The sequence below is a fragment of the Bacillus crepusculi genome, from assembly GCF_014764715.1.
Lineage (GTDB): Bacteria > Bacillota > Bacilli > Bacillales > Bacillaceae > Bacillus.
Window position 1 is genome coordinate 275,687 of sequence record NZ_JACXXE010000003.1, and the last position, 25,558, is coordinate 301,244.

Consider the following 25,558-nt stretch of genomic DNA (forward strand, 5'->3'; position numbering starts at 1 on the left):
CTGTAGAAAATTGATATGTTGCTTGCTTTTTAAACTTGTAATACCGATCTTTTTGTCCTTCGAGCTCTTCTTCATCCCTCTAAATTATTCAGAAAAGAGCTGGACATGTCACAAACAAATGAACATGTAACACTGCTGAACACTCAATCATTTTGATCCTTGAAATATTAAAAAACAATCTGGCGGATACAAGTTCGTCCCCAATTCGACCCCAATCAAGAGGAATAGAACAAATATTCATTGCCCCAAAAACAAAAAAACCCTTGCTACGCAAGGGCTTCAACGATGATTCCGACTGGGCTCGAACCAGCGACCTCTACCCTGTCAAGGTAGCGCTCTCCCAGCTGAGCTACGGAATCAGATTATGTATCAGTTCTGGGCTTTCTGTTACTGACAGTCTCTATTATATAATCCTAAGTAAGAGGCGTCAATGGTTTTGTTCAAAAAAACCAAAAAGCCGGTGTAGCCCCGGCTTTTTCCTCCCCTTTATGATTGATTCACAAGGACTGGCTTTAGTTGATCGAGTGCTTGTTTGAAGTCGCGTTTGAGGTCTTCTCCGTTTTCGACACCCACACTTAAACGAAGCAGCCCATCTGTAATGCCTCTTTTTTCTCTTTCTTCTTTTGGCATAGCAGCATGTGACATTTTGGCTGGGTATGACAGAATCGATTCGACGGCGCCAAGGCTGACGGCGAATACAGGTAATGTGACGGCATCCACCAATTCTTTGACAGCCGCTTGGTTTTCTAATTCAAATGAGAGAACGGCTCCTGCTCCGCTTGCTTGCTTTCGCTGAATCTCTGCACCAGGATGGTCATCTAAGCCTGGGTAGTATACTTTTTTCACCGCTGGATGTCCTTTGAGAAATGAAGCCAATTCGAATGCCGTTTGGCTTGCTTTTTCTAATCTGACCTGAAGGGTTTTTAACCCTCTTAACACAAGCCAGCAATCCTGCACGCCAAGCACTGCACCGAAGGAGTTTTGCAGCGAATAGAGTTCATCTCCAAGCTTTTCATCTTTCACCACCGCTAAGCCTGACAGCACATCACTGTGACCACTTAAAAATTTCGTTGCGCTGTGCAGCACAACATCAACCCCAAGGTCTAGCGGACGCTGAAGCGCAGGCGTTAAAAACGTATTATCTAAGAAGGTCAGACAGTCATGCTCTTTCGCAATCTGTACTACACCTTCAATATCTGTAATTCCTAGTGTTGGATTTGACGGTGTTTCCATGTAAATGACCTTCGTATTCGATTGAATGCCTTGTTTGACTTCATTTAAATCTGTCATATCCACAAAGGTATGCTCAATTCCAAATCTCGAAAGAACTTGCGTGATCATGCGGAATGTTCCGCCGTACACATCTCTTGTGACAAGGACATGATCACCCTTTGATAATAGAAGAAAAGCAGTTGAAATGGCTGCCATGCCTGACGCAAAAGCAAGCCCTCTTGTTCCTCCTTCTAGCGCCGCAATCGTATCCTCTAATGCTTGACGTGTAGGTGTCCCTGATCTGGAGTAGTCATATTGGCCAAATTCGTCAAAGCTGCTTTGATGAAAGGTCGACGCATGCTGAATCGGCACACTGACTGCACCTGTTGAACGGTCTGTTTTAAACGCATTATGAACTAGTTGTGTTTCGAGTGTCCAATCGTGTGTAGTCATTTGGCGTGTACCTCCTCTTTTACTTGTGATAGTGCCTGTTTTAGGTCTGCTTTCAGATCATCCACATGCTCAATGCCAACGGAGAAACGAAGCAGTTTGTTACACACACCGTTTGCAATGCGAATCTCTTCTGGAATATCCATGTGTGTTTGTGTGGCTGGATACGTAATAAAGCTTTCGATTCCGCCTAGACTTTCTGCAAAACAAATCGTTTTCAGCTGCTTTAAAAATGGATTGACCCAGTCCTCTTGGGCTACACGGAATGACAGCATTCCTCCCTTTCCTGGGTAAAGAACATCTTGAATTTCCGGCTGCTTTTCTAAAAACGCTGCTAGTTCCTTCGCATTTGCCTCGTGCTGTCGCATTCTCAGAGCCAATGTTTTCATTCCTCTCATGAGAAGCCATGAGTCAAATGGAGATAGAACCGCTCCGATAGCATTTTGATGCTGGAACATGTCTTCAGATAGCTGCTCTCCTTTTGTCACCACAAGCCCTGCAAGGACGTCATTGTGTCCACCTAAATATTTGGTTGCGCTATGAATGACAATGTCCGCTCCAAGCGTAATCGGCTTTTGCAAGACGGGTGTGTAAAAGGTGTTATCAACAATGACCAAAGCGCCATGTTCTTTTGCAATCTTCGCTATTTTTTGAATATCTGCTTCCTGCATGAGGGGATTTGTTGGTGTTTCAATAAAAACAGCTTTTGTGCTTGGCGTGATTTTAGAGCGTAAACAGTCTTCATCTGAAAAATCATCATAAAGAAAACGCAGGCCATACTTTTTCCATTCATTTTCGAACAAACGGTATGTACCGCCATATAAATCTGATGAAACAATCAATTCATCTCCGCTCTCAAAAAGAGCCATGATCGTTTGGATCGCAGCCATTCCCGAACTGAAGGCAAAACCGGCCGTTCCTTCTTCGAGTGAAGCAATTGCATCCTCTACAAGCTGTCTTGTTGGGTTTTTTGTTCGAATGTAATCAAAACCTGTTGATTCACCTATGCCTCTATGTCTGTATGCTGTTGAAAGATAAACGGGAGGACTGACCGTACCAGTCGTCTCTTCGCTACGGTTTCCAATTTGCGCTAATTTCGTTTCCACATGTTCTGTCATTTGACACCATCCTCAGTAAAAATCTGATTTCAAAACAGAAAACCCCTTCTTCATAAGAAGAAGGGGTTTAATCGCTTCCTCTTATCTTCCAAGCAAAAAAGCTGCTTGCTGGATTTAGCACCTTGGTACATCACGTGAAGTGACGCATACCGGTTGCTGAGGTTTCAAAGGGCCAGTCCCTCCACCTCTCACGATAAGAATGTGTTGTCTGTCTGTTCTAATTCTTAATACTGTAACGCATTAAACCTCATTTTTCAAGGGGAAATGTCATGATTAATTAAAATTTTCTGTATTTTATAACAGAATCAATGTCAGCTCATTTGTTTGCATGTTAGCCTATAGGAACAACGCTGTTTTTCATGTTACAATGAATGGAAACGTTTCACTTATGATGAATTTGGTTAGCTGGAGGAATGGATTATGGTGAAAAAAACAGGCATCATTCAAGAAGAAACCTTACAATCAAAAGAACTTGGGACGGACATGACCGTTTTAATTTATTTACCAGTCAATTACTCCCCCCTTTATACATATCATGTCATCATTGCACAGGATGGCCATGATTATTTCCGCTTAGGTAAAATAGGCAGACAGGCGGAAGAATTGATGCAAAACAAAGAAATGGAACGCTCGATTATTATTGGTGTTCCTTATGAAAATGTCACAGAAAGACGGAATACGTATCATCCGGATGGTACAAAGTTTGAAGCGTATAAACGCTTTTTAGCAAATGAACTTGTCCCTTATATTGATGAACACTATCCAACCTATCAAATTGGATCAGGACGTACGTTTATTGGTGATTCACTAGGTGCTACGATTTCCCTTATGACAGCCATTGATTATCCTTCTTTATTTGGCGGCCTGATTTTGCAGTCTCCCTACGTTGATGAGTCGGTCCTGGAAGCCGTTAAACAGTCAACCGCACTTTCTCATTATGCCATTATCCATCAAATTGGATCAGAAGAAACGGCTGTGAAAACAACAGATGGCCAAGTACTGGATTTTATCAAACCGAACGCAGATTTAAAGGCTCTTCTTGAACAGTCTGGTGCGGATTATTTATTTGAGACATTCGAAGGGGATCATAAATGGACGTTTTGGCAACCACTCATTGCCCCTTCGTTAAAAAGAATGCTCCCATATTCGTTAATCAACTGAATTTTGTTATAATAAACAATAATAAATACTTTCTTAATCAGGAGGGAACATGATGAAATACGGAGTTGTTATATTTCCATCGAAAAAATTGCAAGATATTGCGAACTCTTATCGGAAACGTTATGATCCGAACTATGCACTCATACCGCCTCATTTAACATTAAGAACACCATTTGAATTAACGGATCTAGAAGCGGCTGAGGTCGTCTCAACCTTGCGAGAGTATGCAAAAAATGCTTCTCCTATTACTTTACGTATTAAAAAATTCAGTTCATTCGCTCCTGTAAACAACGTCATTTATATGAAAGTAGAACCGAACGAGGACATCATGGCGCTCAATGAAAGATTGTACGCAGATCCACTTGCTGGTACACCTGAATATGCCTTTGTTCCGCATGTGACAGTGGCTCAAAAATTATCAGATGATGAGCATTCAGACGTACTTGGCACATTAAAGCTGAGAAAAATTGATCACGAGGAAACGGTTGATCGTTTTCATCTTTTATATCAATTAGAAAACGGATCTTGGACCGTCTATGAAACATTTATTTTAGGAGAAGAGGGTTAAAAACAGTTGGAAACAGTCATCGCAACAGCACAAACACAACGAGAAGATGCATATTATGTTCGAAAAGAAGTGTTCGTAAAAGAACAAGAAGTCCCATTAGAGATTGAAATAGATGAACTAGAAGACGAAGCCATCCATTTTGTTATTTATCATGATGACAAGAAGCCCCAGGCAGCTGCTAGACTGCGGATCATTGAAGGTTCAAAGGCAAAACTTGAACGGATTTGTGTCTTAAAAGAGGCGCGCTCTTTTGGCCTTGGCCACAAACTATTAGAAGCGCTAGAAACAGAAGCCATGGCTAATGGAGCGAAGGAAGCGGTTATGCATGCACAAATCCAAGCGCTTCCTTTCTACGAAAAGAAAGGCTACAAAGTCGTATCTGAACCGTTTGAAGAAGCGGGTGTCACACATGTTAAAATGACAAAAACGCTATCTGTTTAAGCAACGAGAAAAGCCAGAGCATCCATCATGCCCTGGCTTTTTCTTTATTGATTATCGTTCGTCAAGGTAAGAAAGCGCAGTCATTTAGACGTAAGTATTGATATGAACGCCCTTACCTTCCTCCATAAACATATCTCGCACAAAGCGTTCCCGCTTTTTTTGCTGCACTTTCGTTTCGGCTTCTGTCACTAAGTCCTCTTTTTTCTCCAGCTCTCTGTAAACCTTGTCATGAAAGGTGCGAGTGACCTTTGTCACTTTCGCATAGTCTTCTTTATCCTGAGGAGCAGGACGGTTGATATATTGAAAATACAGATCCGGCTGAATCGGGGCTATATATCCCATCAAGAACGCCTCCTTTTGCTTCTCTTCTACTCTACTATTCCCTAATTATGACTGTTTGAAACACGCTTCATTTGATATGATTAGATTTGTTTCTTTTAAACATTGATTGACTATTGGAGGACTAGCTTTGAAATGCGCACGACGACATGATCGAACGATCTCATTACATACATATTCGAGAGAACACTATCAATTCCTCCATGACGAGGGAAAAAAAGGGCACTTATCTTGCCCATATTGCAGGCAACCTGTCTTTTTTAGATTAAATATACATGAAGCGCCTGCCTTTATTCATAAGCAAGCGTCTCAACAAGAGATTTGCGAAAAAGCAGAAGAACAGGAAGACATGAAAAAAACGTCAGAACAAGAGGAAAGCACCTCCTACAAGGAGCTTGGCGGCTTTCGTTTTCCAACTGGCAAACAGGTCATTTCGCAAACAAAGGAATCGGATGACTGGCAGGAGCCAAGGTCAATTCAATTCAGCGAAGCCTTACATTTAGAAGAGAATGAACGAGTACATACCATCGACCTCTTTCCTCAAATCACCTTTAGCGAGCCGCAGCTTCAAGCTGTCATACATAAAGATGGTCCAATGCTTGTGCTGGCTGGTGCTGGAAGCGGGAAAACAAGGGTCTTGACGGCTAGAGCGGCTTATCTGATTTCACACCATCAAATTCCTGCTCACCATATTTTACTCGTCACTTTCACCACAAAAGCCAGTACTGAAATGAAAGAAAGACTGCGTAAACAATACGCGCTTCATCCCTCACAAGCGAATCAAGTCGTGACGGGCACCTTCCACAGTCTTTTTTATAAAATGCTGCTTCACGATGATCCGAATAAATGGAACGGACAGCATCTGATCAAGTTCGACTGGCAAAAAGAGCAGTACCTGCGGAAAGCCATCATAAATGAAGGCCTTGATGAAAAAGACTACCCTACCGATCAAGTATTACAAGCAATCGGCTATTGGAAAAATGCCTTTTTACCAGGCGAACTTCCTGATTTGAAAGATGAAAAGGAAAAGAAAATCTGGACGATCTATCAATCGTATGAACAGCAGAAACGAGACAACCAGCAATTTGACTTTGATGACATGGCGATTGCCTGCTTACACACGCTGACGCAGCAGCCTGAACTGCTCAAACGTTATCAAGAACGATTCAAGTATATTTTAGTGGATGAATTTCAGGATATTAATCCGGTGCAATATCAATTGATTCAGCTTTTGGCTGGAGATTCAGAGCAGCTATTTTGTGTAGGTGATGATGATCAAGCCATTTATGCCTTTAGGGGTAGCAATCCTGCTTTCATTCTAGAATTCAAACGAGACTACCCTTCGGCTCAGGTCGTCCATTTACATGCCAATTACCGGTCTCACCATACGATTGTCGCAAGTGCAGATGCCATTATTAAGAAAAATCAGCATCGTTATGCGAAGACGTTAAAAGCCGTTCGTACAGAAAAAATTCCTCCCACGCTCTTTTATCCATATGACGAGGAAGAGGAAGCGACCATGATTGTCGCAGATATTCAGGAGAAAATGAAAAACGGTGCAAAGCCGAATGATTTCTGCGTGCTGTTTCGAACCAATACAGGAGGCCGCGCGATTTATGAGCGGCTGCATCAATCGGCGATTCCGTATGAGACGGATGCTGGTGTGAAAGCCTTCTATAGTCGACGAATTGTTCGGGTTCTTCTCGCCTTTCTTTCCTTAAGTCAAAATGCAGATGATGTAGCTGCCATGAAACAGCTGCTGCCGGTCTTCTTTTTAAAGCAGCAGACGTTGAACACATTGAAGGCGCTGACCATTACGGAAGATTGTTCTATGGTTGACGCCCTCGGAAAACTAACAGACATTCAGCCGTTTCAGCGTAAAAAGCTACAATCGATCCTTCCCTTGTTCCGAACGTTACGAACGTTAAAGCCGTCTGACGCAGTGACATTTATTGAACAGAAAATGGGACTTGGTGATTACTTAAAAAAACGGGTGAACGATACGAATGTGCTTGAAAAAGGGTCAGATGATGTACGTGATGTGAAAACAGCTGCCAAGCGCTTTGAAACAATTGAAGCCTTTCTCGCACATGCCGAACATATGAAGTCTGCTGAAAAGGAAAAAATAGATGAACCAGGTGTTCAGCTTATGACGATCCACCGCGCAAAGGGACTTGAATTCCAAACAGTCTACATCACTTGTGTGGTCGACGGGGCCCTGCCTCATGATTTCTCACTTGACGAACTAAGAAACGGTGATGAAGAAGCCCTTGAAGAAGAGCGGCGCTTATTATATGTTGCCATGACAAGAGCTGAACAGTCTCTTTATCTATCTGTTCCATCATTTAGACGCGGAAAAACCGCTCATCGTTCTCGCTTTTTATACCCCCTTCTCAAGAAAAACCGTGAATTATTCACACAAAAACAACAGGCCCCCCTTTAAGCGGAGAGCCTGTTGTTTATTTTTTGTTGTTCATCATTTTAGCGATTGTATTGAAGTCAAGCTTTTCTTTCCCACTTGTAATCGATTGAACAATTTTGTCTTCCATTTCTTTCGGTACACGTTTGTTTGCAAGCTGCGCTACTTTTTTAATGACACCTCGAACGGTATTCTCATCTTTAAAGTTCGCGTTTTGCAAAGAACCTGCAAGCTTAAAGACATCATTCATATTTACACCTGTTTTATTTTCCACACTTTTAAAGAATTTATTATCCATTCCTTTGCCTCCTCTTTGTGGAGTAATCACCTTACTATATGAAAATAGGCGAGATATGTGCCTATCCTGCTGCCTTGTTAACAAAGAGAAAGGAAAGCAAAAGGCTTCCCTATTGCTTCCCTCACCTTCTTACTGTTTAGTTAAAGAAAGAAGCACCAACGATGATTAGAAGGATGAAAAGCACGACGACAAGAACAAAAGTTGAACCATAACCGCCGCCGTAGCCGCCGCCATAACCTCCGCAATAACCGCCACCGTAACCGTAACAACTCATATTTAAGCACCTCCTCTTCTCCCTTACAAAATATGAAAAATGCAAGAAATGGTTTGGACGATCACATAAAAAAGTGCGGAATTTTTATTTTTGCTGTTTAAATACGTAAGTTGCCTCTCCATGACGAATCATGAATGCCTCTGTTTCTTTCGCAAACGCATCCATCTTGTCACCAAATACTTTTAAGTGCTGCTCAAGATCATTTGCTTTATCAGCTAGATCCATTTCAACCTTTTCGTGCGCTTGTTCTTTTCCATCATGTGGTTTAGTGAACAAAGAGCCAATTAATTGTTCAAATGCGTCCATTCTGGTCACCCCTTCTCTCTTTCATATGCAGAACTTAAAAAAGGGTAACAAAAAAACCGGATAAATCCGGCTTTTGTTTTTTCCTTATTGATGTTTCTTTTTCTTTCCACAGCCGCAGCCATCCTTCTTGATTTTCTTCGTATAAACAGATTGTTGATTTGACTGCGCTGGATAACCTTGAAGCATATGTGACGGCGTTTCAGTTGGTTTCATCGCAACCCTTCCTTTCCTATTCCATGTTAGTATATGCATTTCTTAAAAGCGTGTCTGATGAGAATGCCTGTTTATTTCACAAGCTTCGACACAATCGCTTCAATAATGCCTGCTGCTGCGGCAATCGCTAATAGTAAATTTAGCCACATGCTGATGACAGGAAAAAGTATGTATATCACAAGTAAAGCAGCAGTGCACCACATGCCAGTACACCAATAGCAGCTTAACAGCTCACCTATCCAAGACCGCAGTCCTTTTCCTTTAATGATGATATATGTCTCGACTTCACCTTGTTCGTTTACCTCTTCCTGTTCTTCATGAAATAGACGGCGGAAAGGGGCAGTAATGGTGTCAAACACAATCAATCTCGTCAGTCTAAAGGATGCGAGGGCAAATATGGCAAAAGATAAAGCACCGCTCAGGAACCTCCACCTCCTTCTTTCTTCTTTTTCTGTCCTTTCTTTATATATGCAAAAAGAAAGAGCGCCATGATGGATCGAGTGGAAATAAAATTGGGTTGTACTTTTTCACGCTTTCCGATTCCACCTTGAGCCTCAGCTGCATTAAATAATGTATAGATAAGAAAGGAGTGAAAGTATTGTCTATTGAAGAAAGTGCTGATTTATTATACTCACAACTGTTAAACGAATTAATCAACAATTATGATGATTTCATCGAAATCAAGGATTCCGAAAATGTCACGATTCATAAAACAGATGTAACAGCCGCACTTTCCCTTCAAGCGACCGTAACGACAATCATTACTCTTTTAATTCAAATTCTTGTACCAGACGATGAATTGGCTACAAACATCACAGAGCAGCTTTTAGCTGCACAACAAGTGACAGTCCAAAAGAAAACAGTGATTCAAATCATCAATTGCTATAACGTCACGATTACATTATCTGATGCATCCATTCTAAACTCCGTACAAATTCTCACTCAAACATTGAATGTACTCTTAGTTGAAGCCGGCATTCTTTGACCCTTTCTTTTTCTAACATTATGTATGAAAGAGGTGAAATAATTTGTCTGAAGATCATAAAAAACAAGATTACAATATTGATACAAATGTAGATCCTTTAACCAGCTTGCTTGTCAGTGATGTTTTAAATAAGTACAACATCACAGCAGAAAATAGACGACCTTTAAATGATGATCAAAAAAGAAATATTTTAAAGTTAGTTGAAGATCTTCAAAAGAAGGCGAATGATTTTGTTGAATCACAGAAAGAAAAAAAACGTCAAGAAGAAACTCAAGTTTTTCAACAACCAGAAGAAACTGATTCAAAAACTAGGCGTGGAAAAAGAACAAACACATTGAGACATCGTATTCAACAGCGAAAGCAGTCTGAACAAAACAACAATGAATAAAAATGGGTGCTCATATCAAGGTGTTTGCCTCAATCCAAAATCAATATTTTGCATTTAATAAACTAAACGAGAGGAGGAAGAGAATATGGAATCAAAACCTTATTCATGGGTAGCACTTGATCGCAACTGTACACATCAAGAACACTACCATCACTTCGATAGAAAGCCTGTATGTCATGACCATTGTGATGATGATGAAAATGTTTTACAAACAGCAGAGCAATTTTCACAAAGTAAGCAAATTTCAGAAGAAGTCATCATTATTAGGGATTCTTGCGATATCAATGTTTCTTCAGTTGATGCTCAAATCGCAGCTTCTATTCAAGTAGCGATACAGCTGGCCTTAGTTGCAATTATTAACATTTCGATTGCAGACAATGACTTAGCTGACGAAATCGCACAAGATCTAGTACAGTTAACGACAACTAAACAAGCAAACCGCCAAAAACTTGTCATTGAAAATTCTCGAGATGTAAGTGTTACAACAGTCGATGCAGATGTAGCAGTTTCAGTTCAAGCGCTTGTACAAATTTTAGCTGCGCTAATCATTGCAATTGGTATCCTCTAATGTACAAAAGCAGAGTGAAAAGCTCTGCTTTTCCTTTTATAAAAATACAACAAATATAAATAGTCATTTACCCACACCAACTAGAGGGGGCATACATATGTTGTTAAGGACTAAAGTCAAATACCTTGTTAAAGGAGCTGAAATCCATGAGCTGCGGAAAACACCATGGCCGACATGATGAAAACTGTGTATGCGATGCGGTTGATAAGATTTTAGCAGAGCAGGAAGCTGTAGAAGATAAATGTCCTACGAGCTGCTACAGTAATTTATTAAGCCCAACAGTTTCTGGTAAAGATACGATTCCGTTTTTACTTTTTGATAAAAAGGGCGGATTGTTCTCTACTTTTGGAAACATTGGAGGATTTGTTGATGATTGCCAATGCTTCGAATCCATCTTCTTCCGGGTTGAAAAATTACACGACTGCTGTGCCACATTATCTGTATTAAAACCTGTTGATGTACACGGACATACGCTGAGCGTGTGTCACCCTTGTGATCCTGACTTCTTTGGTTTAGAAAAAACGGACTTTTGTATTGAGGTTGATTTGAACTGCTTCTGCGCGATTCAATGCTTAAACCCAGAACTAGTAGACAGAGTCCTGCCAACGAAAGATAAAAAACATCATCACCACGGCTAAACAAATCGTCCGTTGACCTAACTTGTCATGAGTCAAAGCATCCCCTTCCTTACGAATGACAACCAATCGTGCGGAGCAGTCAGCATAGGAGCTGCCTCTTCCGCATTGATTGAACCAAAAGGCTTCAACAGGCGCAACACACCATATCGCTTGTAGATGATGACAGTGCTCAAATACTCAAACAAAATTCCTTGTATAGGAGGGTTGAATATGAGCCGCAAACATTCATGGAACTGTGTAGCAGAGGCCGTTGAAAACATTAACGACTTACAAAATGCTGTCGAAGAAGAATGCCCGACTAGCTGTTACAGCAATCTCCTTTCTCCATCACATTCATTAGGTGACACTGTCCCGTTTGTTCTATTTACATCCAAATCAAAACCATTTGTCGCATTCGGAAACGTTGGAGAAGTAGATCCAGGACCTTGCTTCAGCACTGCATTTTTCAGAGTCGAACACATCTCTGATCACTGCGCAACACTCAGCTTGCTTATTGCATTTGACAAAGACCGTCATATTTTAGATTTTACAGATAAAGATTCCGTATGTGATGTGTTCCGTTTAGAAAAATCGAAGTATTGCATCGAAGTGGATCTTGACTGCTTCTGCGCAATCGAGTGCTTAAATCCACGACTCATCAACCGTAGCTGCTAACAAAAAAAGTCCCTAAATGGGACTTTTTTTTCATATCGTTTAAAAGCCAAGCGGATGAATGGACGTGATTTCATCAATCGCTAATTCAACTGGATTTCCACCGCCTGCTGTACGAATGATCGCTATATTTTCCTTCCTATCCACTATAATCCCTCTGTATGTTTTTCCATCGGCTTCAATCAGGCAAAGTGCTCTTGGCATATTATGAGGCAGACTCGTTAGAAAATCGACCTTCTCATCAATGCTCATTTGACTTAAAGGCTTTTTCACTCGTTTTCTTTTTGGTTCTTGTTTTGTTTCATGAAATACGCCTTCTGACTGCTTTTCTTCTTCTTTCAGGGGCTCTCGTTCTTGTATAAACTCTGCCTCTTGTGTAATCTTTTGTTCTTGCTGAGGTATAGGTGGCTCTGCTTCTTTCTTCTCATCTACTTCCTCGGATACAAGTTCCTGCGCGCTTTCTTCGATTGGGTCTTTATTGATTTTTTTGTTTTCAGGCGTTTTTTCTGCCTTCTTTCGCTTTCTCACAATATCTTGCATGGCCGGCTTTGATTCATTGTAGCTCGGCTGAACAATATACATAAGCGGCTTTTGATTTTCATCACCTTTATTTGACATACTAATCCCTCCCGAATGATTCATTCCTTATATATATGAACGGAAGCTTCAAATCAGAAGAAAAATAAAAAAACAGCATACCAGTGCTCGGTATGCTGTAAGTAAGTTTATGCGTTTAGCGGGCAATGATATGGAAGCCAGAATCAACATGCAGATTCTCACCTGTCATACCGCGAGATAGATCACTGAATAAGAATAGTGCTGTATCACCAACTTCTTCAGGAGTCGTTGTACGGCGAAGCGGTGCACGCTCTTCAATATCCTTCAGGATCGTATTAAAGCCGCTGATGCCTTTTGCAGATAAAGTACGAATTGGGCCAGCAGAAATACTGTTCACACGGATACCTTCTGCTCCTAGATCAGCTGCTAAATATTTCACACTTGCTTCAAGTGATGCTTTCGCTACACCCATTACATTGTAGTTAGATACAACGCGCTCTCCGCCTAGGTATGTAAGCGTCACAATGCTTCCGCCCTCTGTCATCAATGGACGTGCAGCTTTTGCTACTGCTGTTAAAGAGTATGCACTAATGTTGTGCGCTAACAGGAAACCTTCACGGTTCGTGTTCAAATACTCACCAACAAGCTCTTCCTTGTTTGCAAATGCAATCGCATGCGCAACACCATGAATGACTTGTACTTTTTCTTTAATCGTAGCAAAGCATTTCTCAATTTCTTCATCACTTGTTACGTCACAAGGAAGAATAATTGAATCATCACGCTCAAGTGTGCTTGCAAGCTCTTTCACAGATTCTGCAAGACGATTTCCAACATAAGTAAAAATTAAACGAGCTCCTGCTTCATGTAGTGAGCGAGCAATTCCCCAAGCAATGCTTCGTTTATTGGCAACACCCATGACCACGATATTACGGCCTTCTAAAGAAAAGTTCATATGTATTAAAGCCTCCTATTTTTTCAAGACATAGTATTAGTACCTGATCATAATATTATCACATATCTTGAGAGAATGACAATTTCCGCTTGAATAAAGTTTCTTTTTCATCAAAAAACCGTCCTCATAAGTGAAGACGGTCCAATTTTTATCCTTTGATCCTATTATTTTGATAAGCAAAATGGTTGGTAGGCCCGTGACCAGCGCCAATATGCAGAGGATATTGAATGGCTTCATGAACAAAGGTTTCCGCTGTTTCAAAGGCTTCCTTCATGGAACATCCTTTGGCTATTTCTGCTGTTATTGCTGCTGCAAATGTACAGCCTGTGCCATGTGTATGCGGTGTATCAATATGTTCATTTGTGACTTCAAAAAAGCCTTTCCCATCATAGAGCAGGTCTGTGATCAAGCCGCCAGATGGACCGTGTCCGCCTTTGATCACGACATATTTTGTGCCGAGCTCATAAAGACGTTCTGCTGCTAGATAGCGATCCTCTTTTGTCTGAATGCGTATGCCTGTCAGCACTTCTGCCTCTGGAAGATTGGGGGTTACTGCATAGCTGACTGGCAGCAATTGTGTTTTCATTGCAGAAACAGCGTCTTCATTTAATAAAGAAGCCCCGCCCTTTGCAATCATGACTGGATCTACAATCAGCTTCATCTCATATTGAACCGTTTTTTCAGCAACGGTGTTGATCATTTCATCACTCCACAGCATCCCTGTTTTAACGGCATCTGGCAGTAGATCTTCTGCCACTGCATCTATTTGACTGATTAACGCCTCTACCGAAAGCGGATATATTCCATGAACACCAAGTGTGTTTTGCGCTGTAATCGCTGTGATCGCAGACATTCCGTAAACACCGAGCTCCTGAAAGGTTTTCAAATCTGCTTGAATGCCTGCTCCGCCGCCAGAATCCGAACCTGCGATTGTTAATGCCTTTTTAATCGTCATTTCATTACACCCTCTCATTAGCCAATCCACTGATGATAAATGGTTCTCGCTTTGGCAATATCACTTGTACCGTGTACAAGCGCCCTGCCATCTTTGAATAAGACGAGCTTGAACTCATCCTTTTGACAAGAAAGCAAATACGGATTTTCAAGCACATCCATCCCTGCTTTCTTTAATCGAAGGGCTACTTCATGTAAAGGTGGAGGTGTCTCTGCTGCACTGCGGATTTGCACCGTATTACGGCCACATAGTACGTCTGCCTTCGCTCTCTTGTCATATGAGAGAAATGGATATGTCTTCAGTCCGCAGCTTGGACATTGCTCCTTCTTTAAAGACGAGACGGACCGAATGTCAGACCGTTCATTTGTCCATAAATCAAAGGATCTGATGATCGGAGTCACTTGATGCCCTGTTAAATATTTAAGTGCATCTGCCACTTGATATGCCGCCACCTGCTGCACAACCGGACTAATAATACCTGCTGTATCACACGTCATACCTTGTGCAGGTAAATGCTCAAGCAAGCAGTGTAAACAGGGCGTCTCACCCGGTATGACAGTGAATTGAATGCCATAGCTGGCTACACAGGCTCCATAAAGAAAAGGAATTTGATGTTTGACAGCGGCATCATTTGCGATCATTCGCACCTCAAAATTATCCGCTGCATCTACGATGATCGAAGCATCGCTAACAAGCTCATCAATATGTTGAGCAGTCACATCAATGACAATTCCTCTAACATTGACTTCACTGTTCACCTGTTTGAGCCTTTTTTCAGCCGCCACTGCCTTTGGCAGCCGGTCCTGCACGTCTTGCTCTGTGTAAAGCTGTTGACGCTGAAGGTTGCTCCATTCAATATAATCTCGATCCAAAATGGTGACAGATCCAACGCCGGCACGAACGAGCATTTCAGCACTAGCTGTTCCAAGGGCTCCCGCTCCAATAATGACAACCTTTGAAGCGTTTAGCCGTTTTTGCCCCTCTGTTCCGATCGGCCGAAAAAGCTCTTGTCGTGAATAACGTGTGCTCAAAACGCTGGCATCCCTTCCTGCGGACTGCTCGCTGTACCATAGTTTTTAAGTGGAATACGTCCTGCCTCGAAACCTAGTCTTCCTGATTCAATCGCCAGCTTCATGGCTTTTGCCATTTTCACAGGGTCCTTTGCGCCAGACACAGCGGTATTCAGTAATACAGCGTCAGCCCCTAGCTCCATCGCATAAGCCGCATCCTTTGGAGAACCTACGCCCGCATCAATAATGACCGGCACCTTCGCCTGCTCGATAATAAATGAGAGATTCAGAGGGTTTAGTAAGCCTTGACCTGAACCGATTGGAGAGGCCCCTGGCATAATGGCATGGACACCGAGTTCTTCTAGTTTTCTTGCCAGTACCACATCATCTGATGTATACGGCAGTACGATAAAGCCTTCTTCCAAAAGCATTTCAGATGCTTTCAGCGTTTCGACTGGATCTGGCAGAAGAGACCTTGAACAGCCAATCACTTCTACCTTGATCATGTCACACAGCCCGGAAGCCTTCGCTAAACGAGCAATACGTACCGCTTCTTCCGCTGTACTTGCACCTGCTGTATTCGGAAGTAAAGTATATGTTGATAAATCAAGCTGCTCTAAGAAATTGGGCTGAGAAGCTTCAAAAATGTTCATTCTTCTCACAGCAAAGGTCAAAATTTCAGCTTCTGATACGTTTACTGCTTCCTTTTGAACCTCAAATGATGGATACTTTCCTGTACCGAGTAATAGTCTTGATGTGAATGTTTTTCCGCCAATGCGCAGCATGTTGTCATCCTCCTCCTACAAAGTGAACGATTTCAATCGTGTCATTTGGTTGAATTTCTACTTGTTGAAAGGCTTCTTTATCAATAATTTCTTGGTTCTTTTCGACGATCACCACACGGTTTTCAAGCTGATAGGCTGATAGCAGATCATAGATCGTTCCATTCTCTTGATCAAAATCAACAACTCTACCATTCAATTGAATTTTCATACGAACAATGCCTCCTTTCGGTCAATGCGAAACGCATGAAGCCATTCGTCTTGTACAGGCTCGCCTAATATCAGATTGCGAATGATTTCTCCAGTAATGGGTGCAAGTAAAATGCCATTCCGGTAATGTCCCGTTGCAAAAAGAATGCGCTCATCTTGCGGGTGTCTTCCGATATAAGGATGCCGGTCGCTAGTCGCCGGACGAAGACCTGCCCAGCACTCTTCAATCGGCATCTCCTTGATAGAAGGCATGAGCTGGGACGCTTTTTGAATGACAGCCTCAATGCCGCCAAGTGTTGGAACAGCCTGCCAATCATTTGGCTTCATCGTTGCACCAATCACCAGCTTTCCGCTATCTCGTTGAACAATATAACAATGATCGTGGTAAATCGTGTGTGCGAGCGCTGGACCACTATTCCATACAGACACACATTCTCCTTTTACCGGATAAAGAGAATAAGATAACCCCAGCTCTTCAAAAAAGCGGCCAGACCATACACCACTTGCTATCGTAAGATCATCACAGGTGAATGTGCCTTGAGCGGTTCTGACAGTCAATACTTCTTTGTCCCGCTTGACTTCAATCACGGGTGTAAACTCTTTGACATCTGCACCGTACCGAACGGCCGCCTGCCATAATGCCCTGCATACCGCATAAGGCTCCACATGAACATCGTCTTCAATGAAACCTGCTCCTATGATGTGATTGGCGATTTGTGGCATACGTTTTTTTACACAGCTTGCGTCAAGCCATTGAAATGTAGACAAATGCTGCATCCGGCAAAGGGCACGTTTTTCCTCTTCTGTAAAGGCCACCTTCATAATGCCGCCCGCTGATTTTCGAATATCAATGCCTGATTCATGCTGAAGATCGACTTTTAATTTTTCATATAATGCCTGACTTGCTCTGCCTGCCTGAAAGAAAACATCCTCATGACCCTCTCCTTCAGCATGTGCACCGAGCATCCCAGCAGCCGCACTCGTCGTTTGCTTCCCTATCTCATTCGCCTCAAGTAAAAGAGCCTTCTTTCCTGCTTTTGCAAGGTGATAAGCAATTGACATCCCTATGATTCCACCACCAATGATTGCAACGTCATAATGCTTTTTCATAAGGATTCTCCTTTCGCTTTTTAGAAAATGCTTGCGCCATGATGCGCGGCTGATGGTGAGCGAAAATACCTGACATGACAGCAATCCCTTTCACATTCACTTGCAGCAATTCTGGGATTCGATCAGGTGTCAATCCGCCAATAACCACCACCGGAATGGACAGCGCAGAAGTCAGTTCTTCTACAAGCTTTACACCTCTCGCCTTAAGTCCAGGTTTACATGAGGTGTCATATACGTGCCCAAACATAACATACTCTGCACCGTTTTTCTCTGCCGCTTTGGCCTCTTCTATCGAATGAACAGACACACCCGCATGAAGGTGAGGAAACTTTTGCCTCAGCTCCTTTGGCGAAAAGCTGTGGCCTGGGAGATGTACCCGGTGAATATTGGTGAGCAGCGCGACGTCTACTCGGTCATTGATGACCAGTTTCTCTTTCGATACACCTTCTGAAAGGAGTTGTTTCACGAGATCAACAAGCTCACTTGCTGTTTTAGACCGTTCCCGGATATGAATAAAGTCCACCTCAGATTCAATGGCTTTGATTTGCTTGATCAGTTCATTGATGGGAAATGAATCATTTGTCACCGCGTGGAGTTCCATTTGCACCAACCCCATCTAAGCACGCTGTTTGCCACGTTTCTTTTTTATACGCCATCTCCCAGAAATGGTATTCGTAGTAGCTTGAAATCACAAAATTTTCTTTCATATTGGCGCGCACATGTTCTGGTGCTTTTTCCGCGAGTTCATCGAAGCGGTTCACCTGTTCAAAAACGAGCTCCTTAAACCAATCCCCTCCATATGTCAAAATCCATTCTTGATAAATCGGATGGTCAGGCGTCGTTTGCTTCAGCTTTTCGCCCACCTCATAATAGAGCCAGTAGCATGGCAATAACGCGGCTAATATCTCCTCAAATCGCCCACTTTGCACAGACCGGTACATATGCGAGGTATATGCATAAGCAGTTGGAGAAGGCTTAAAGCTTTTGAGTGCTTCGTCAGAGATCTGCAAAAGCTCAGTGAACTTTCTATGAAGCGAAAGCTCTGCCTCATACGTTCCCTGCGCATGATACGCCATTCTGCCCGTCGTATGTAAGTCCTCACTAATGGCAGCCCCGTATGCTTGCATCTTTGCAAAATGAGTTAAATAATACGAATCCTGCATCACGTAATAGGTGAACCGGTCGAGTGAAAGTGTGCCATCTCCAATCCCCTTCACAAAAGGATGCGTAAAGCTTCCATTCCACCATGTTGCTGCTGCCTCTTTACATTCCTTTGAAAAAGTCATGTTTCTCTCCTCCTGTTTTTTCATATAAAAAAAGCCACTTTCCGCGTGGAAAGTGGCTTGGAATTTGTAAAAAGTATAGTCAAAAACCGCACCACTTCCCTACGCAGGTATGAACCTGTTCAGGTAATGAGGGTCTAAAAGTCGACACTTTTATCTCAGCCCTTTTAAAGGACTCCCCTAGTGGATCAAACATATGATGTTGTACCTCTATCTTAATCAGGAATTGTTCATTGGTCAAGGGTTCATTGCAACTCTAATTGTGCTCTAAGTCCTGCCACATACTCCCTAGACCCTGACACAAGCACGCGGTCTCCGCTTCTGAGCGTCGTATCTCCGTGCGGCACTAAGCTGTCTACCCCTCTAAAAATTCGGACAAACACCAAATCGCCGGTAAACGGGAATTCCCGCAGCATGACATTATGATACCGATGATTGTTCATTTGAATTTGATACAAAGACGTATCCTCATTTGTTAACAATCGAATCGCATCAGGTGCTTCAATTAACGCCCTCAGCACCGTTTTAGATGATAGGAAGTTAGAGAACGTATCAATGCCCGCTTCCTTCAGCGTCAGCTCAGTCTCGGCTTTGTTCACACTTGCAATGACTTGTTTCGCCCCTTCTTCTTTTGCAAATAAAGCAATTTCCTTATTTTTCGTCTCACTGCCTGTTGCAACGACGAGGACATCCTCCTGGCCAATGCCTGCCTTTCTCAGCGTCTCATCATCGTACTGCTCAATCGCTTCAACTTCAAAGATCGAGTCGGCAAGCAGCGCTTCTTTATTTTCTTGAAACACATGCAAAATACGAATGTCATATTCATCCTGATGCAAATCAAGTGTGACGGGTAACGTCAACTGGTTCGCACCAATAAAGGTCACACGCTTTTTTTGCTTCGCTTCCTGTTCTTTTTTAAACAGCGCTTTAAACCAAACAGGCGTTATAATACTCGTCAATACAGCAACTAAAATGAGTGCACCTGACATTTTATGATCAATGACACCGAGCCGCTCCCCAATCGTTGCAGCTGCAATGACGAGTGATAACGTCGATGTTAATAAAAAGCCGGAGCCAATGACTTTTCTCATGTCATACCATTTTTTCAAATAAAGAATGGGAATTAGCTTACTAAGCAGTAATGCAATAAAGAGTAGCGGAATCATGATCATAATGGTTGGGTCCTTGAACAGTGCCCATATATTCAAGTCCACCCCGACCATCACAAAAAAGATCGGGATTAAAAATCCATAACCAAATGAGTCGAGCTGCTGAACCAGTTCTTTATTTGGCGAAAGAAGGGACACGAGCACACCTGCTAAAAACGCCCCAAGAATATTTTCAGCACCGAGTGATTCAGATAAGGCAACTAAGACTATAATGAGAGTAAAGATTGCCCTTGTCCCAATTTGCACCGTTCCTTTTGACATGGACTGAAAAATGGATTTTGTCTTAAATACACGGCCAAATAAATAAAGAAGAATGCCCGCAGCAAATAATAAGAGCAGCAGCCACATGTTCCCTGTTCCATCGCCATAAATAGAGGAAAACACAGCTAGTAAAATCATCGTCACCAAATCAGCAATGACAGCTACAAGCAGAATGATTTGACCGATATTCGTCTGCATCAGCTTTTCCTCTTTTAAGGTGGGGACCACTACCCCTAATGAGATGGTGGAAATGATGAGCGTCATTAAAAAGGCATTTTGAATAAACCCTGCAAGTACAAACGCATAGGACAGAATAAAGGAAATACAAAATACCCCAAGAAAAATAACGGTGGCTGCTTTAAACGTATTTGGTTCTTTTAAACCATTTGGAAGTTCACGTGCTTTCTTCTTTGATTCAAAAGAAGAGAAATCTATTTCAAGTCCACTTAAAAACATGAGGAAAATAAAACCGAGCATGGATAACGTATCTAGCCATGCATCATGTTCGACAACCAGTTGAAACCCGCTTTTTCCAATGATGAGCCCCATGATAATTTCAGCGACAACGACCGGAATGGTCAGCTTAAATCGGTGCAATAAAATGGGGGTGAAAAAGGCTACGATAATAACGACAACGAGTGATGAAACAGATGTATGCTCCATTGGCTAAAGCCTCCTAACATTCATATTTAATCTTTTAAGTCTTACGTTAAAGCATTGATTCTAACAATTGCCTAAATGAAATGAAAGCGATTTGTTATATTTTCTAAAATTCAAACTTCTTGATACCCGCTGAATTGATGAGAAAGATCAGGAGGAAATCTTATGAAATTCGATATCATTGGTGATATCCACGGCTGCTACGAAGAGCTACTTACCCTTATCTACAAACTAGGATATGAACTCAAACATGGATTACCCGTCCATCCTGACAAAAGAACACTAGCACTTGTCGGTGATTTAACAGATCGAGGCCCTCAATCGGTTGCCGTCATGCAATTTGTCATCCATGCCTATTCACATGGAGCGATTCGTTACGTGCCTGGAAACCATTGCTTTAAGCTTTATCGCTATTTAAAAGGAAATCCCATTAAATTACTACATGGCATTGAAACAACAGTGAACGAAATAAAAAAACTGCCGCTTCCTCAAAAAAATAAATTATCACATGAATTTAAACAGTTATTTGAGAGGGCTCCACTTTATGATGTGCTGATTCCAGATGAGCTAATCATTGCACACGCAGCGATGAAGGAGCAGGACATTGGCAAGAAGCCGAATAAACAGATGCGATCATATCTATTATTCGGTGCTGTCACAGGAGAGACTTGGCCAGATGGACGACCTGTGCGAAAGGATTGGGCAAAGGAATATAAAGGAAATTCGTGGATTGTTTACGGTCATACACCAGTGAAAGAACCTCGATTCGTGGGCAGAACCGTCAATATTGATACAGGCTGTGTTTTTGGCAATCAGCTGTCTGCTCTTAGATATCCTGAGCTTGAAACGGTCTCTGTCCCTTCATCTATGCCTTATGATGAATCTAGGTTCCAGCATTTCACCTCATAAAAAAACCCGACCCTGTTTTGCAGGTCACCGGGTTTTAATTGTTTAAAAGCAATGCTTTCATGTCATCTGGTAATGGAGCCGAAAAGGTCATTTGCTCACCTGTCATCGGATGAGGAAAGACAAGGGTTTCACTATGCAGCGCCTGCCGATCTATCCGCTCGGTCGTTCCGCCATACAGCGTATCTCCGATGAGTGGATGACCGAGATATTGCATGTGCACACGAATTTGATGCGTTCTTCCAGTTTCAAGTACAAGAGACACATCCGACATGTTCAAATCAGCGTTTACCTGTCGCACTGTATAATGCGTCACTGCTTCCTGGCCAGTCTCATCGACCATTCGCTCAATGATACTATCCCCTTTACGGGCAATTTTTGCTCGAATGGTGCCCTGTTTTTCTGTGATCAAGCCATGTGTAAACGCTCTGTACGTTCGCTTGACCGCGCCACTTTTTTGCGCCTTTGATAACAGGCTATGGGCAAATCGATGCTTGGCCACAAGCATGACACCAGATGTATCACGATCAAGACGGCTCACCAAATGAACCGTTAGCCGAACAGACTGCTCAGCATAATGGTACAGCAGACCATTCGCAATACTATGCTCTGGGTGCTCTTTAGAAGGAATCGATGGAATAAATGGCCTTTTATTCAGCACAAGGACATGCTCATCCTCAAATAAAATATCCAGCGGAATCGGAGCAGGCTTCAGCCCTTCACTCACCTTTTCCTCAGGAAATAAAATGGTGAGCCTGTCACCCTCATGCAGCTCGCACTTCACGGTGACATGCTCTCCATTAATGAGAAGGTCACCGCCATCAAATTTAATATCTGTCAGCATTCTTTTTGAAATGCCAAGATCGATTAAATAGTCCTTTAAGAGCAGCCCCTTTTCTTTGGCTGTCATGGTTTTGGTTAACGTAAAGTATTTCAGCGAGAACAACCTCTTTCTTATTCTCCTTTTCCGATAAAGGAATCTTGCACCCTTTTCCAAAACGGAAATGGTCTAAATCGGGCAAAACGAACATTCTCGTCTGCCACCCGGCATTGAATAGATTTAACATCTTTATGAAGCAGCGACAAATGATCAATTGTTACCTGAAAATCAACATCATTTATTGGTTTGATCACACAGGTGTGATGATCTGGCAAAATAAGCGGTGAACCGACCGTCCGGAATACTCTGTTGTTGATTGAGGCCATTTCTGCAAGCTGAATAGCTCTAATGGAAGGATGAATAATGGCGCCCCCAAGTGCTTTATTATAGGCCGTACTGCCAGATGGTGTAGACAAACAAAGACCGTCACCTCTGAAAGTTTCAAAAAGCTGACCTCTAATTTCAACATCTGCCACAAGCGTACCTTCCATGCTTTTAATCGTACATTCATTCATTGCTAAATACTTCTCTTCCCGGCCGCCGTCGTTGTATCTGACGATGACTTCAAGAATCGGATATTCCACAATATGATAAGGCGTTTTGGCAATTGCTAGGACAAGCTTTTCGATTTCACTTGGCACCCAATCAGCATAAAAGCCGAGATGACCTGTATGAACTCCGACAAAAGCTGTTTCATTCAGGCGGTTGCTATAGCGGTGAAAGGCATATAAAAGGGTTCCGTCTCCACCAACAGTAATGACAAGATCCGGTTCCTCTTCATTTAATTCCATTCCAAAATCTAATAAGTAGGTCTGAATTTTATTTTTGAGTGTGTCAGATACAGAATTCCCTTTCGAAGAAACTGCAAATTTCATGAATTCTTCTCCTTTTCCACCTTGCTGCTATGAGAGGGCAGCATCATATTTGATCAAGCTTAGGCTCAGCTATCGTTTTTCTTTTTCCGGGAAAATGCCACCTGTGCTTCTTGAATTTCCCCTCTGATTTCAGACATCTCATCATCAAGAAGAGATGCTGCCTCAGAAGCTCTTTGAAGGCGCTGCTTGACCTTCTCCGGGATATTCCCGCTATATTTATAATTCAGAGAATGCTCAATGGTCGCCCAAAAGTTCATGGCAAGCGTACGAATTTGGATTTCGACAAGGAGCTGCTTCTCTCCGTTGACTGTTTGCAGCGGATATAACACAACAAGGTGGTATGAGCGGTATCCGCTTTCTTTATGTTCTGCAATATAGTCGCGTTTATCTACAACCACAAAGTCTTTGCGTGACTGGAGCATTTTTTTCACAACTTGTATATCTTCTACAAACTGGCACATAATGCGAAGCCCGGCAATATCCTGCATTGTTTCAATTTCATGCATCGGGATGTTTTTACGCTTTGCCTTTTCTAAAATGCTGGCAACGGGTTTCACTCGGCCTGTCACAAATTCTACTGGTGAATGGTCATCCTCAAATTCATATAGCTTTCGAATGCCTTTAAGCTTCACTTTTAATTCTTCGACTGCTTGTTTATACGGTGCGAGGAATTGATCCCATTGTTTTTTGTCCATGAAACTTCCCCCAATTCCAAATACCTAATTATTTCAGAGGAATGTGCTCTTCACTTTCTCTTCCATATCTCCGTAATTGGCATTGTCTTTAATATTGTCGATTAAATAATTTAATTCTTGATGAAATTGAATGAGTTCTAACGAATGGTCTTCCGCTGCCAAATAGACAGGGATGTCAAGATTCATTGCTTCTTTTAATGGAGCCCATGTATGTTCCGCTAAAATAAGATACATAAAAGACTCCTCAGTTTCGAGTATGTAAACGAACGCAAAGTGATCAGAATCAACAAGCATTTGTCCTGATGCCTTTGCTTTTTGAATTTGCTCCTCTGACTCGATCGTCAAAATCAGCCTGTCTTCTTTTAAAGTTGCTTCTGTGATTTCAATTCTGTTTTGCATCATGATCTCCTTTACAACAAAGTACAGCTTTATTTTATCATATCAAGTTCAATATTGATAAACCGAACTTATTGCGAAAATGCCGTTTTCTTCTTTTAAATGATCATTTCACACCATTCTACAAAAATGTTGCACATGCTAAAGGATGAATGAAAGAAAAAAACAGACTTTTACATAAAGAACACACATCATGTACAATATTCATATTTCCTCTAAATGAAAGGTTGATTCAAAATGGCACAGGAAATTGAAATCGAACTAAAGCAATTATTAATGAAAGAAGAATTTGAACAGCTAAAACAATATTTCCAATTGAAGGATGCAGATTTCCACACTCAAACTAACTATTACTTTGATACACCTCAATTTGATATAAAATCTCGATTTGCTGCATTAAGAATGAGAGAAAAAGATGGTCAATGGGTCCTTACGTTAAAGGAACCACACGAGATAGGCCTTCTCGAAACCCACCAATCGATCACTCCTCCCGCCCGCCTTGACAATTTTCATCTGCCAGAAGGTGAGGTAGCGGACCGATTAGATCATCTGAACATTCAAAAGGATCAAATTGTGTATTTTGGTTCGCTTGAAACATCAAGAGCAGAAAAAATGATCGAAGAAGGCTTAATTGTTTTGGATCATAGCCGATATTTAACAGTAGAGGACTATGAACTTGAATTTGAAGTGAGTGATCTGGAAATCGGACAAGCCGCATTCTCCGCACTGCTTCGTCAATTTCAGATCCCAACACGAAAAACGAACAACAAAGTGATTCGTTTTTATGAAGAAAAAATGAAGAATACACAGAATAGATGAATTCCTTG

At 42.0% G+C, this 25,558-nt stretch carries 33 protein-coding genes, 1 tRNA gene and 2 riboswitches; of the genes, 11 read left to right on the top strand and 23 right to left on the bottom strand.

Translation table 11 applies throughout. The features are described from left to right. Window positions 1–286: 286 nt before the first annotated feature. The 3 genes from IEE86_RS08230 to IEE86_RS08240 all read right to left on the bottom strand — a co-directional run bounded on the left by IEE86_RS08230 (window position 287) and on the right by IEE86_RS08240 (window position 2,780). A tRNA-Val gene (locus IEE86_RS08230) sits at window positions 287–359 on the bottom strand. Between the two features lie 127 nt (window positions 360–486). After that, the gene (gene metC, locus IEE86_RS08235; protein WP_191096772.1) at window positions 487–1,665 is read right to left on the bottom strand and encodes a cystathionine beta-lyase; all 1,179 of its coding nucleotides are present in this window, start codon (window positions 1,663–1,665) and stop codon (window positions 487–489) included. Continuing rightward, window positions 1,662–2,780 carry a methionine biosynthesis PLP-dependent protein gene (locus IEE86_RS08240; RefSeq protein ID WP_191096773.1) on the bottom strand — a complete coding sequence of 373 codons (1,119 nt, stop codon included), beginning with the start codon at window positions 2,778–2,780 and terminating at the stop codon, window positions 1,662–1,664. Before IEE86_RS08240 ends, metC begins: the two co-directional genes overlap by 4 nt. 78 nt (window positions 2,781–2,858) lie before the next feature. After that, window positions 2,859–2,980, bottom strand: a riboswitch (SAM riboswitch). A 220-nt stretch (window positions 2,981–3,200) separates the two neighbouring features. Here IEE86_RS08240 and IEE86_RS08245 point away from each other — a divergent pair. The 3 genes from IEE86_RS08245 to IEE86_RS08255 are packed head-to-tail and all read left to right on the top strand — an operon-like array spanning window position 3,201 to window position 4,950. Next, the gene (locus IEE86_RS08245; RefSeq protein ID WP_191096774.1) at window positions 3,201–3,941 is read left to right on the top strand and encodes an alpha/beta hydrolase; all 741 of its coding nucleotides are present in this window, start codon (window positions 3,201–3,203) and stop codon (window positions 3,939–3,941) included. A 52-nt stretch (window positions 3,942–3,993) separates the two neighbouring features. Continuing rightward, window positions 3,994–4,509 carry a YjcG family protein gene (locus tag IEE86_RS08250; protein ID WP_191096775.1) on the top strand — a complete coding sequence of 172 codons (516 nt, stop codon included), beginning with the start codon at window positions 3,994–3,996 and terminating at the stop codon, window positions 4,507–4,509. Window positions 4,510–4,515: 6 nt separating this feature from the next. Then, window positions 4,516–4,950, top strand: coding sequence for a GNAT family N-acetyltransferase (locus IEE86_RS08255; RefSeq protein WP_191096776.1), 435 nt, complete (start codon window positions 4,516–4,518; stop codon window positions 4,948–4,950). 84 nt (window positions 4,951–5,034) lie between these two features. On the opposite strand, the gene IEE86_RS08260 is transcribed toward IEE86_RS08255, so the two are convergent. Next, the gene (locus tag IEE86_RS08260; RefSeq protein ID WP_008348414.1) at window positions 5,035–5,292 is read right to left on the bottom strand and encodes a hypothetical protein; all 258 of its coding nucleotides are present in this window, start codon (window positions 5,290–5,292) and stop codon (window positions 5,035–5,037) included. A 127-nt stretch (window positions 5,293–5,419) separates the two neighbouring features. Between IEE86_RS08260 and IEE86_RS08265 the strand changes: the two genes are divergently transcribed. After that, complete coding sequence (locus IEE86_RS08265) at window positions 5,420–7,732, top strand: ATP-dependent helicase (protein WP_191096777.1); 2,313 nt, start codon at window positions 5,420–5,422, stop codon at window positions 7,730–7,732. Window positions 7,733–7,748: 16 nt separating this feature from the next. Here the strand turns inward: IEE86_RS08265 and spoVIF are convergent, their stop codons facing one another. The 5 genes from spoVIF to IEE86_RS08285 all read right to left on the bottom strand — a co-directional run bounded on the left by spoVIF (window position 7,749) and on the right by IEE86_RS08285 (window position 9,221). Next, window positions 7,749–8,006 carry a sporulation-specific transcription regulator SpoVIF gene (gene spoVIF / locus IEE86_RS08270; protein ID WP_008348417.1) on the bottom strand — a complete coding sequence of 86 codons (258 nt, stop codon included), beginning with the start codon at window positions 8,004–8,006 and terminating at the stop codon, window positions 7,749–7,751. A 136-nt stretch (window positions 8,007–8,142) separates the two neighbouring features. After that, the gene (locus IEE86_RS08275; RefSeq protein ID WP_008348419.1) at window positions 8,143–8,280 is read right to left on the bottom strand and encodes a YjcZ family sporulation protein; all 138 of its coding nucleotides are present in this window, start codon (window positions 8,278–8,280) and stop codon (window positions 8,143–8,145) included. 84 nt (window positions 8,281–8,364) lie between these two features. Next, the gene (locus IEE86_RS08280) at window positions 8,365–8,586 is read right to left on the bottom strand and encodes a hypothetical protein (RefSeq protein WP_191096778.1); all 222 of its coding nucleotides are present in this window, start codon (window positions 8,584–8,586) and stop codon (window positions 8,365–8,367) included. A gap of 84 nt (window positions 8,587–8,670) precedes the next feature. Further along, window positions 8,671–8,799: a hypothetical protein gene (locus IEE86_RS19550; RefSeq protein WP_263479576.1), complete on the bottom strand. Its 129-nt coding sequence runs from the start codon at window positions 8,797–8,799 to the stop codon at window positions 8,671–8,673. Window positions 8,800–8,870: 71 nt separating this feature from the next. Further along, window positions 8,871–9,221, bottom strand: coding sequence for a DUF1360 domain-containing protein (locus IEE86_RS08285; protein ID WP_191096922.1), 351 nt, complete (start codon window positions 9,219–9,221; stop codon window positions 8,871–8,873). 167 nt (window positions 9,222–9,388) lie between these two features. Between IEE86_RS08285 and IEE86_RS08290 the strand changes: the two genes are divergently transcribed. The 5 genes from IEE86_RS08290 to IEE86_RS08310 all read left to right on the top strand — a co-directional run bounded on the left by IEE86_RS08290 (window position 9,389) and on the right by IEE86_RS08310 (window position 12,032). Further along, window positions 9,389–9,784, top strand: coding sequence for a spore coat protein (locus tag IEE86_RS08290; RefSeq protein WP_318010271.1), 396 nt, complete (start codon window positions 9,389–9,391; stop codon window positions 9,782–9,784). Window positions 9,785–9,827: 43 nt separating this feature from the next. Then, on the top strand, window positions 9,828–10,172 hold the full coding sequence (locus tag IEE86_RS08295; RefSeq protein WP_191096780.1) for a spore coat protein: 345 nt from the start codon (window positions 9,828–9,830) through the stop codon (window positions 10,170–10,172). Window positions 10,173–10,257: 85 nt separating this feature from the next. After that, complete coding sequence (locus tag IEE86_RS08300) at window positions 10,258–10,740, top strand: spore coat protein (protein ID WP_191096781.1); 483 nt, start codon at window positions 10,258–10,260, stop codon at window positions 10,738–10,740. Between the two features lie 146 nt (window positions 10,741–10,886). Beyond that, entirely contained in the window at window positions 10,887–11,378 is a 492-nt protein-coding gene (locus IEE86_RS08305) for a CotY/CotZ family spore coat protein (RefSeq protein ID WP_191096782.1), read from the top strand. 210 nt (window positions 11,379–11,588) lie between these two features. Then, complete coding sequence (locus IEE86_RS08310; RefSeq protein WP_191096783.1) at window positions 11,589–12,032, top strand: CotY/CotZ family spore coat protein; 444 nt, start codon at window positions 11,589–11,591, stop codon at window positions 12,030–12,032. 39 nt (window positions 12,033–12,071) lie between these two features. On the opposite strand, the gene IEE86_RS08315 is transcribed toward IEE86_RS08310, so the two are convergent. From IEE86_RS08315 to IEE86_RS08360, 10 genes are all read right to left on the bottom strand, one after another. Next, complete coding sequence (locus IEE86_RS08315; RefSeq protein WP_224740872.1) at window positions 12,072–12,647, bottom strand: CotO family spore coat protein; 576 nt, start codon at window positions 12,645–12,647, stop codon at window positions 12,072–12,074. Window positions 12,648–12,762: 115 nt separating this feature from the next. After that, window positions 12,763–13,539 (bottom strand): enoyl-ACP reductase FabI, encoded by a 777-nt coding sequence (fabI, locus tag IEE86_RS08320; protein ID WP_191096784.1) that lies wholly within the window; start codon window positions 13,537–13,539, stop codon window positions 12,763–12,765. A 148-nt stretch (window positions 13,540–13,687) separates the two neighbouring features. Beyond that, window positions 13,688–14,494 carry a bifunctional hydroxymethylpyrimidine kinase/phosphomethylpyrimidine kinase gene (gene thiD / locus IEE86_RS08325; protein ID WP_191096785.1) on the bottom strand — a complete coding sequence of 269 codons (807 nt, stop codon included), beginning with the start codon at window positions 14,492–14,494 and terminating at the stop codon, window positions 13,688–13,690. A 17-nt stretch (window positions 14,495–14,511) separates the two neighbouring features. Further along, window positions 14,512–15,525 carry a thiazole biosynthesis adenylyltransferase ThiF gene (locus IEE86_RS08330; RefSeq protein ID WP_191096786.1) on the bottom strand — a complete coding sequence of 338 codons (1,014 nt, stop codon included), beginning with the start codon at window positions 15,523–15,525 and terminating at the stop codon, window positions 14,512–14,514. Further along, a complete protein-coding gene (locus tag IEE86_RS08335) occupies window positions 15,522–16,289 on the bottom strand; it encodes a thiazole synthase (RefSeq protein ID WP_191096787.1) in 768 nt (255 codons plus the stop codon). The genes IEE86_RS08330 and IEE86_RS08335 overlap by 4 nt, the downstream gene beginning before the upstream one ends. A 4-nt stretch (window positions 16,290–16,293) precedes the next feature. Next, entirely contained in the window at window positions 16,294–16,497 is a 204-nt protein-coding gene (gene thiS / locus IEE86_RS08340) for a sulfur carrier protein ThiS (RefSeq protein ID WP_191096788.1), read from the bottom strand. Next, a complete protein-coding gene (thiO, locus tag IEE86_RS08345; RefSeq protein WP_191096789.1) occupies window positions 16,494–17,606 on the bottom strand; it encodes a glycine oxidase ThiO in 1,113 nt (370 codons plus the stop codon). Before thiO ends, thiS begins: the two co-directional genes overlap by 4 nt. Continuing rightward, a complete protein-coding gene (tenI, locus tag IEE86_RS08350) occupies window positions 17,590–18,207 on the bottom strand; it encodes a thiazole tautomerase TenI (protein WP_191096790.1) in 618 nt (205 codons plus the stop codon). Before tenI ends, thiO begins: the two co-directional genes overlap by 17 nt. Continuing rightward, window positions 18,182–18,892, bottom strand: a complete 711-nt coding sequence (gene tenA, locus IEE86_RS08355; protein WP_191096791.1) for a thiaminase II — start codon at window positions 18,890–18,892, stop codon at window positions 18,182–18,184. The genes tenI and tenA overlap by 26 nt, the downstream gene beginning before the upstream one ends. 79 nt (window positions 18,893–18,971) lie before the next feature. Continuing rightward, window positions 18,972–19,081, bottom strand: a riboswitch (TPP riboswitch). Window positions 19,082–19,134: 53 nt separating this feature from the next. Then, window positions 19,135–20,982, bottom strand: a complete 1,848-nt coding sequence (locus IEE86_RS08360) for a monovalent cation:proton antiporter family protein (protein ID WP_191096792.1) — start codon at window positions 20,980–20,982, stop codon at window positions 19,135–19,137. Between the two features lie 162 nt (window positions 20,983–21,144). Between IEE86_RS08360 and prpE the strand changes: the two genes are divergently transcribed. Next, a complete protein-coding gene (gene prpE, locus IEE86_RS08365; RefSeq protein WP_191096793.1) occupies window positions 21,145–21,888 on the top strand; it encodes a bis(5'-nucleosyl)-tetraphosphatase PrpE in 744 nt (247 codons plus the stop codon). Window positions 21,889–21,922: 34 nt separating this feature from the next. Here the strand turns inward: prpE and IEE86_RS08370 are convergent, their stop codons facing one another. From IEE86_RS08370 to IEE86_RS08385, 4 genes are all read right to left on the bottom strand, one after another. Then, window positions 21,923–22,822 (bottom strand): RluA family pseudouridine synthase, encoded by a 900-nt coding sequence (locus tag IEE86_RS08370; RefSeq protein ID WP_191096924.1) that lies wholly within the window; start codon window positions 22,820–22,822, stop codon window positions 21,923–21,925. A gap of 17 nt (window positions 22,823–22,839) precedes the next feature. Beyond that, a complete protein-coding gene (locus IEE86_RS08375) occupies window positions 22,840–23,640 on the bottom strand; it encodes an NAD kinase (RefSeq protein WP_008355343.1) in 801 nt (266 codons plus the stop codon). A gap of 65 nt (window positions 23,641–23,705) precedes the next feature. After that, window positions 23,706–24,335 carry a GTP diphosphokinase gene (gene yjbM, locus IEE86_RS08380; RefSeq protein WP_034322868.1) on the bottom strand — a complete coding sequence of 210 codons (630 nt, stop codon included), beginning with the start codon at window positions 24,333–24,335 and terminating at the stop codon, window positions 23,706–23,708. Between the two features lie 33 nt (window positions 24,336–24,368). Next, a complete protein-coding gene (locus tag IEE86_RS08385; RefSeq protein ID WP_191096794.1) occupies window positions 24,369–24,734 on the bottom strand; it encodes a UPF0738 family protein in 366 nt (121 codons plus the stop codon). Between the two features lie 234 nt (window positions 24,735–24,968). On the opposite strand from IEE86_RS08385, the gene IEE86_RS08390 reads away from it, so the two are divergent. Next, complete coding sequence (locus tag IEE86_RS08390) at window positions 24,969–25,550, top strand: CYTH domain-containing protein (protein WP_191096795.1); 582 nt, start codon at window positions 24,969–24,971, stop codon at window positions 25,548–25,550. Window positions 25,551–25,558: the final 8 nt, after the last annotated feature.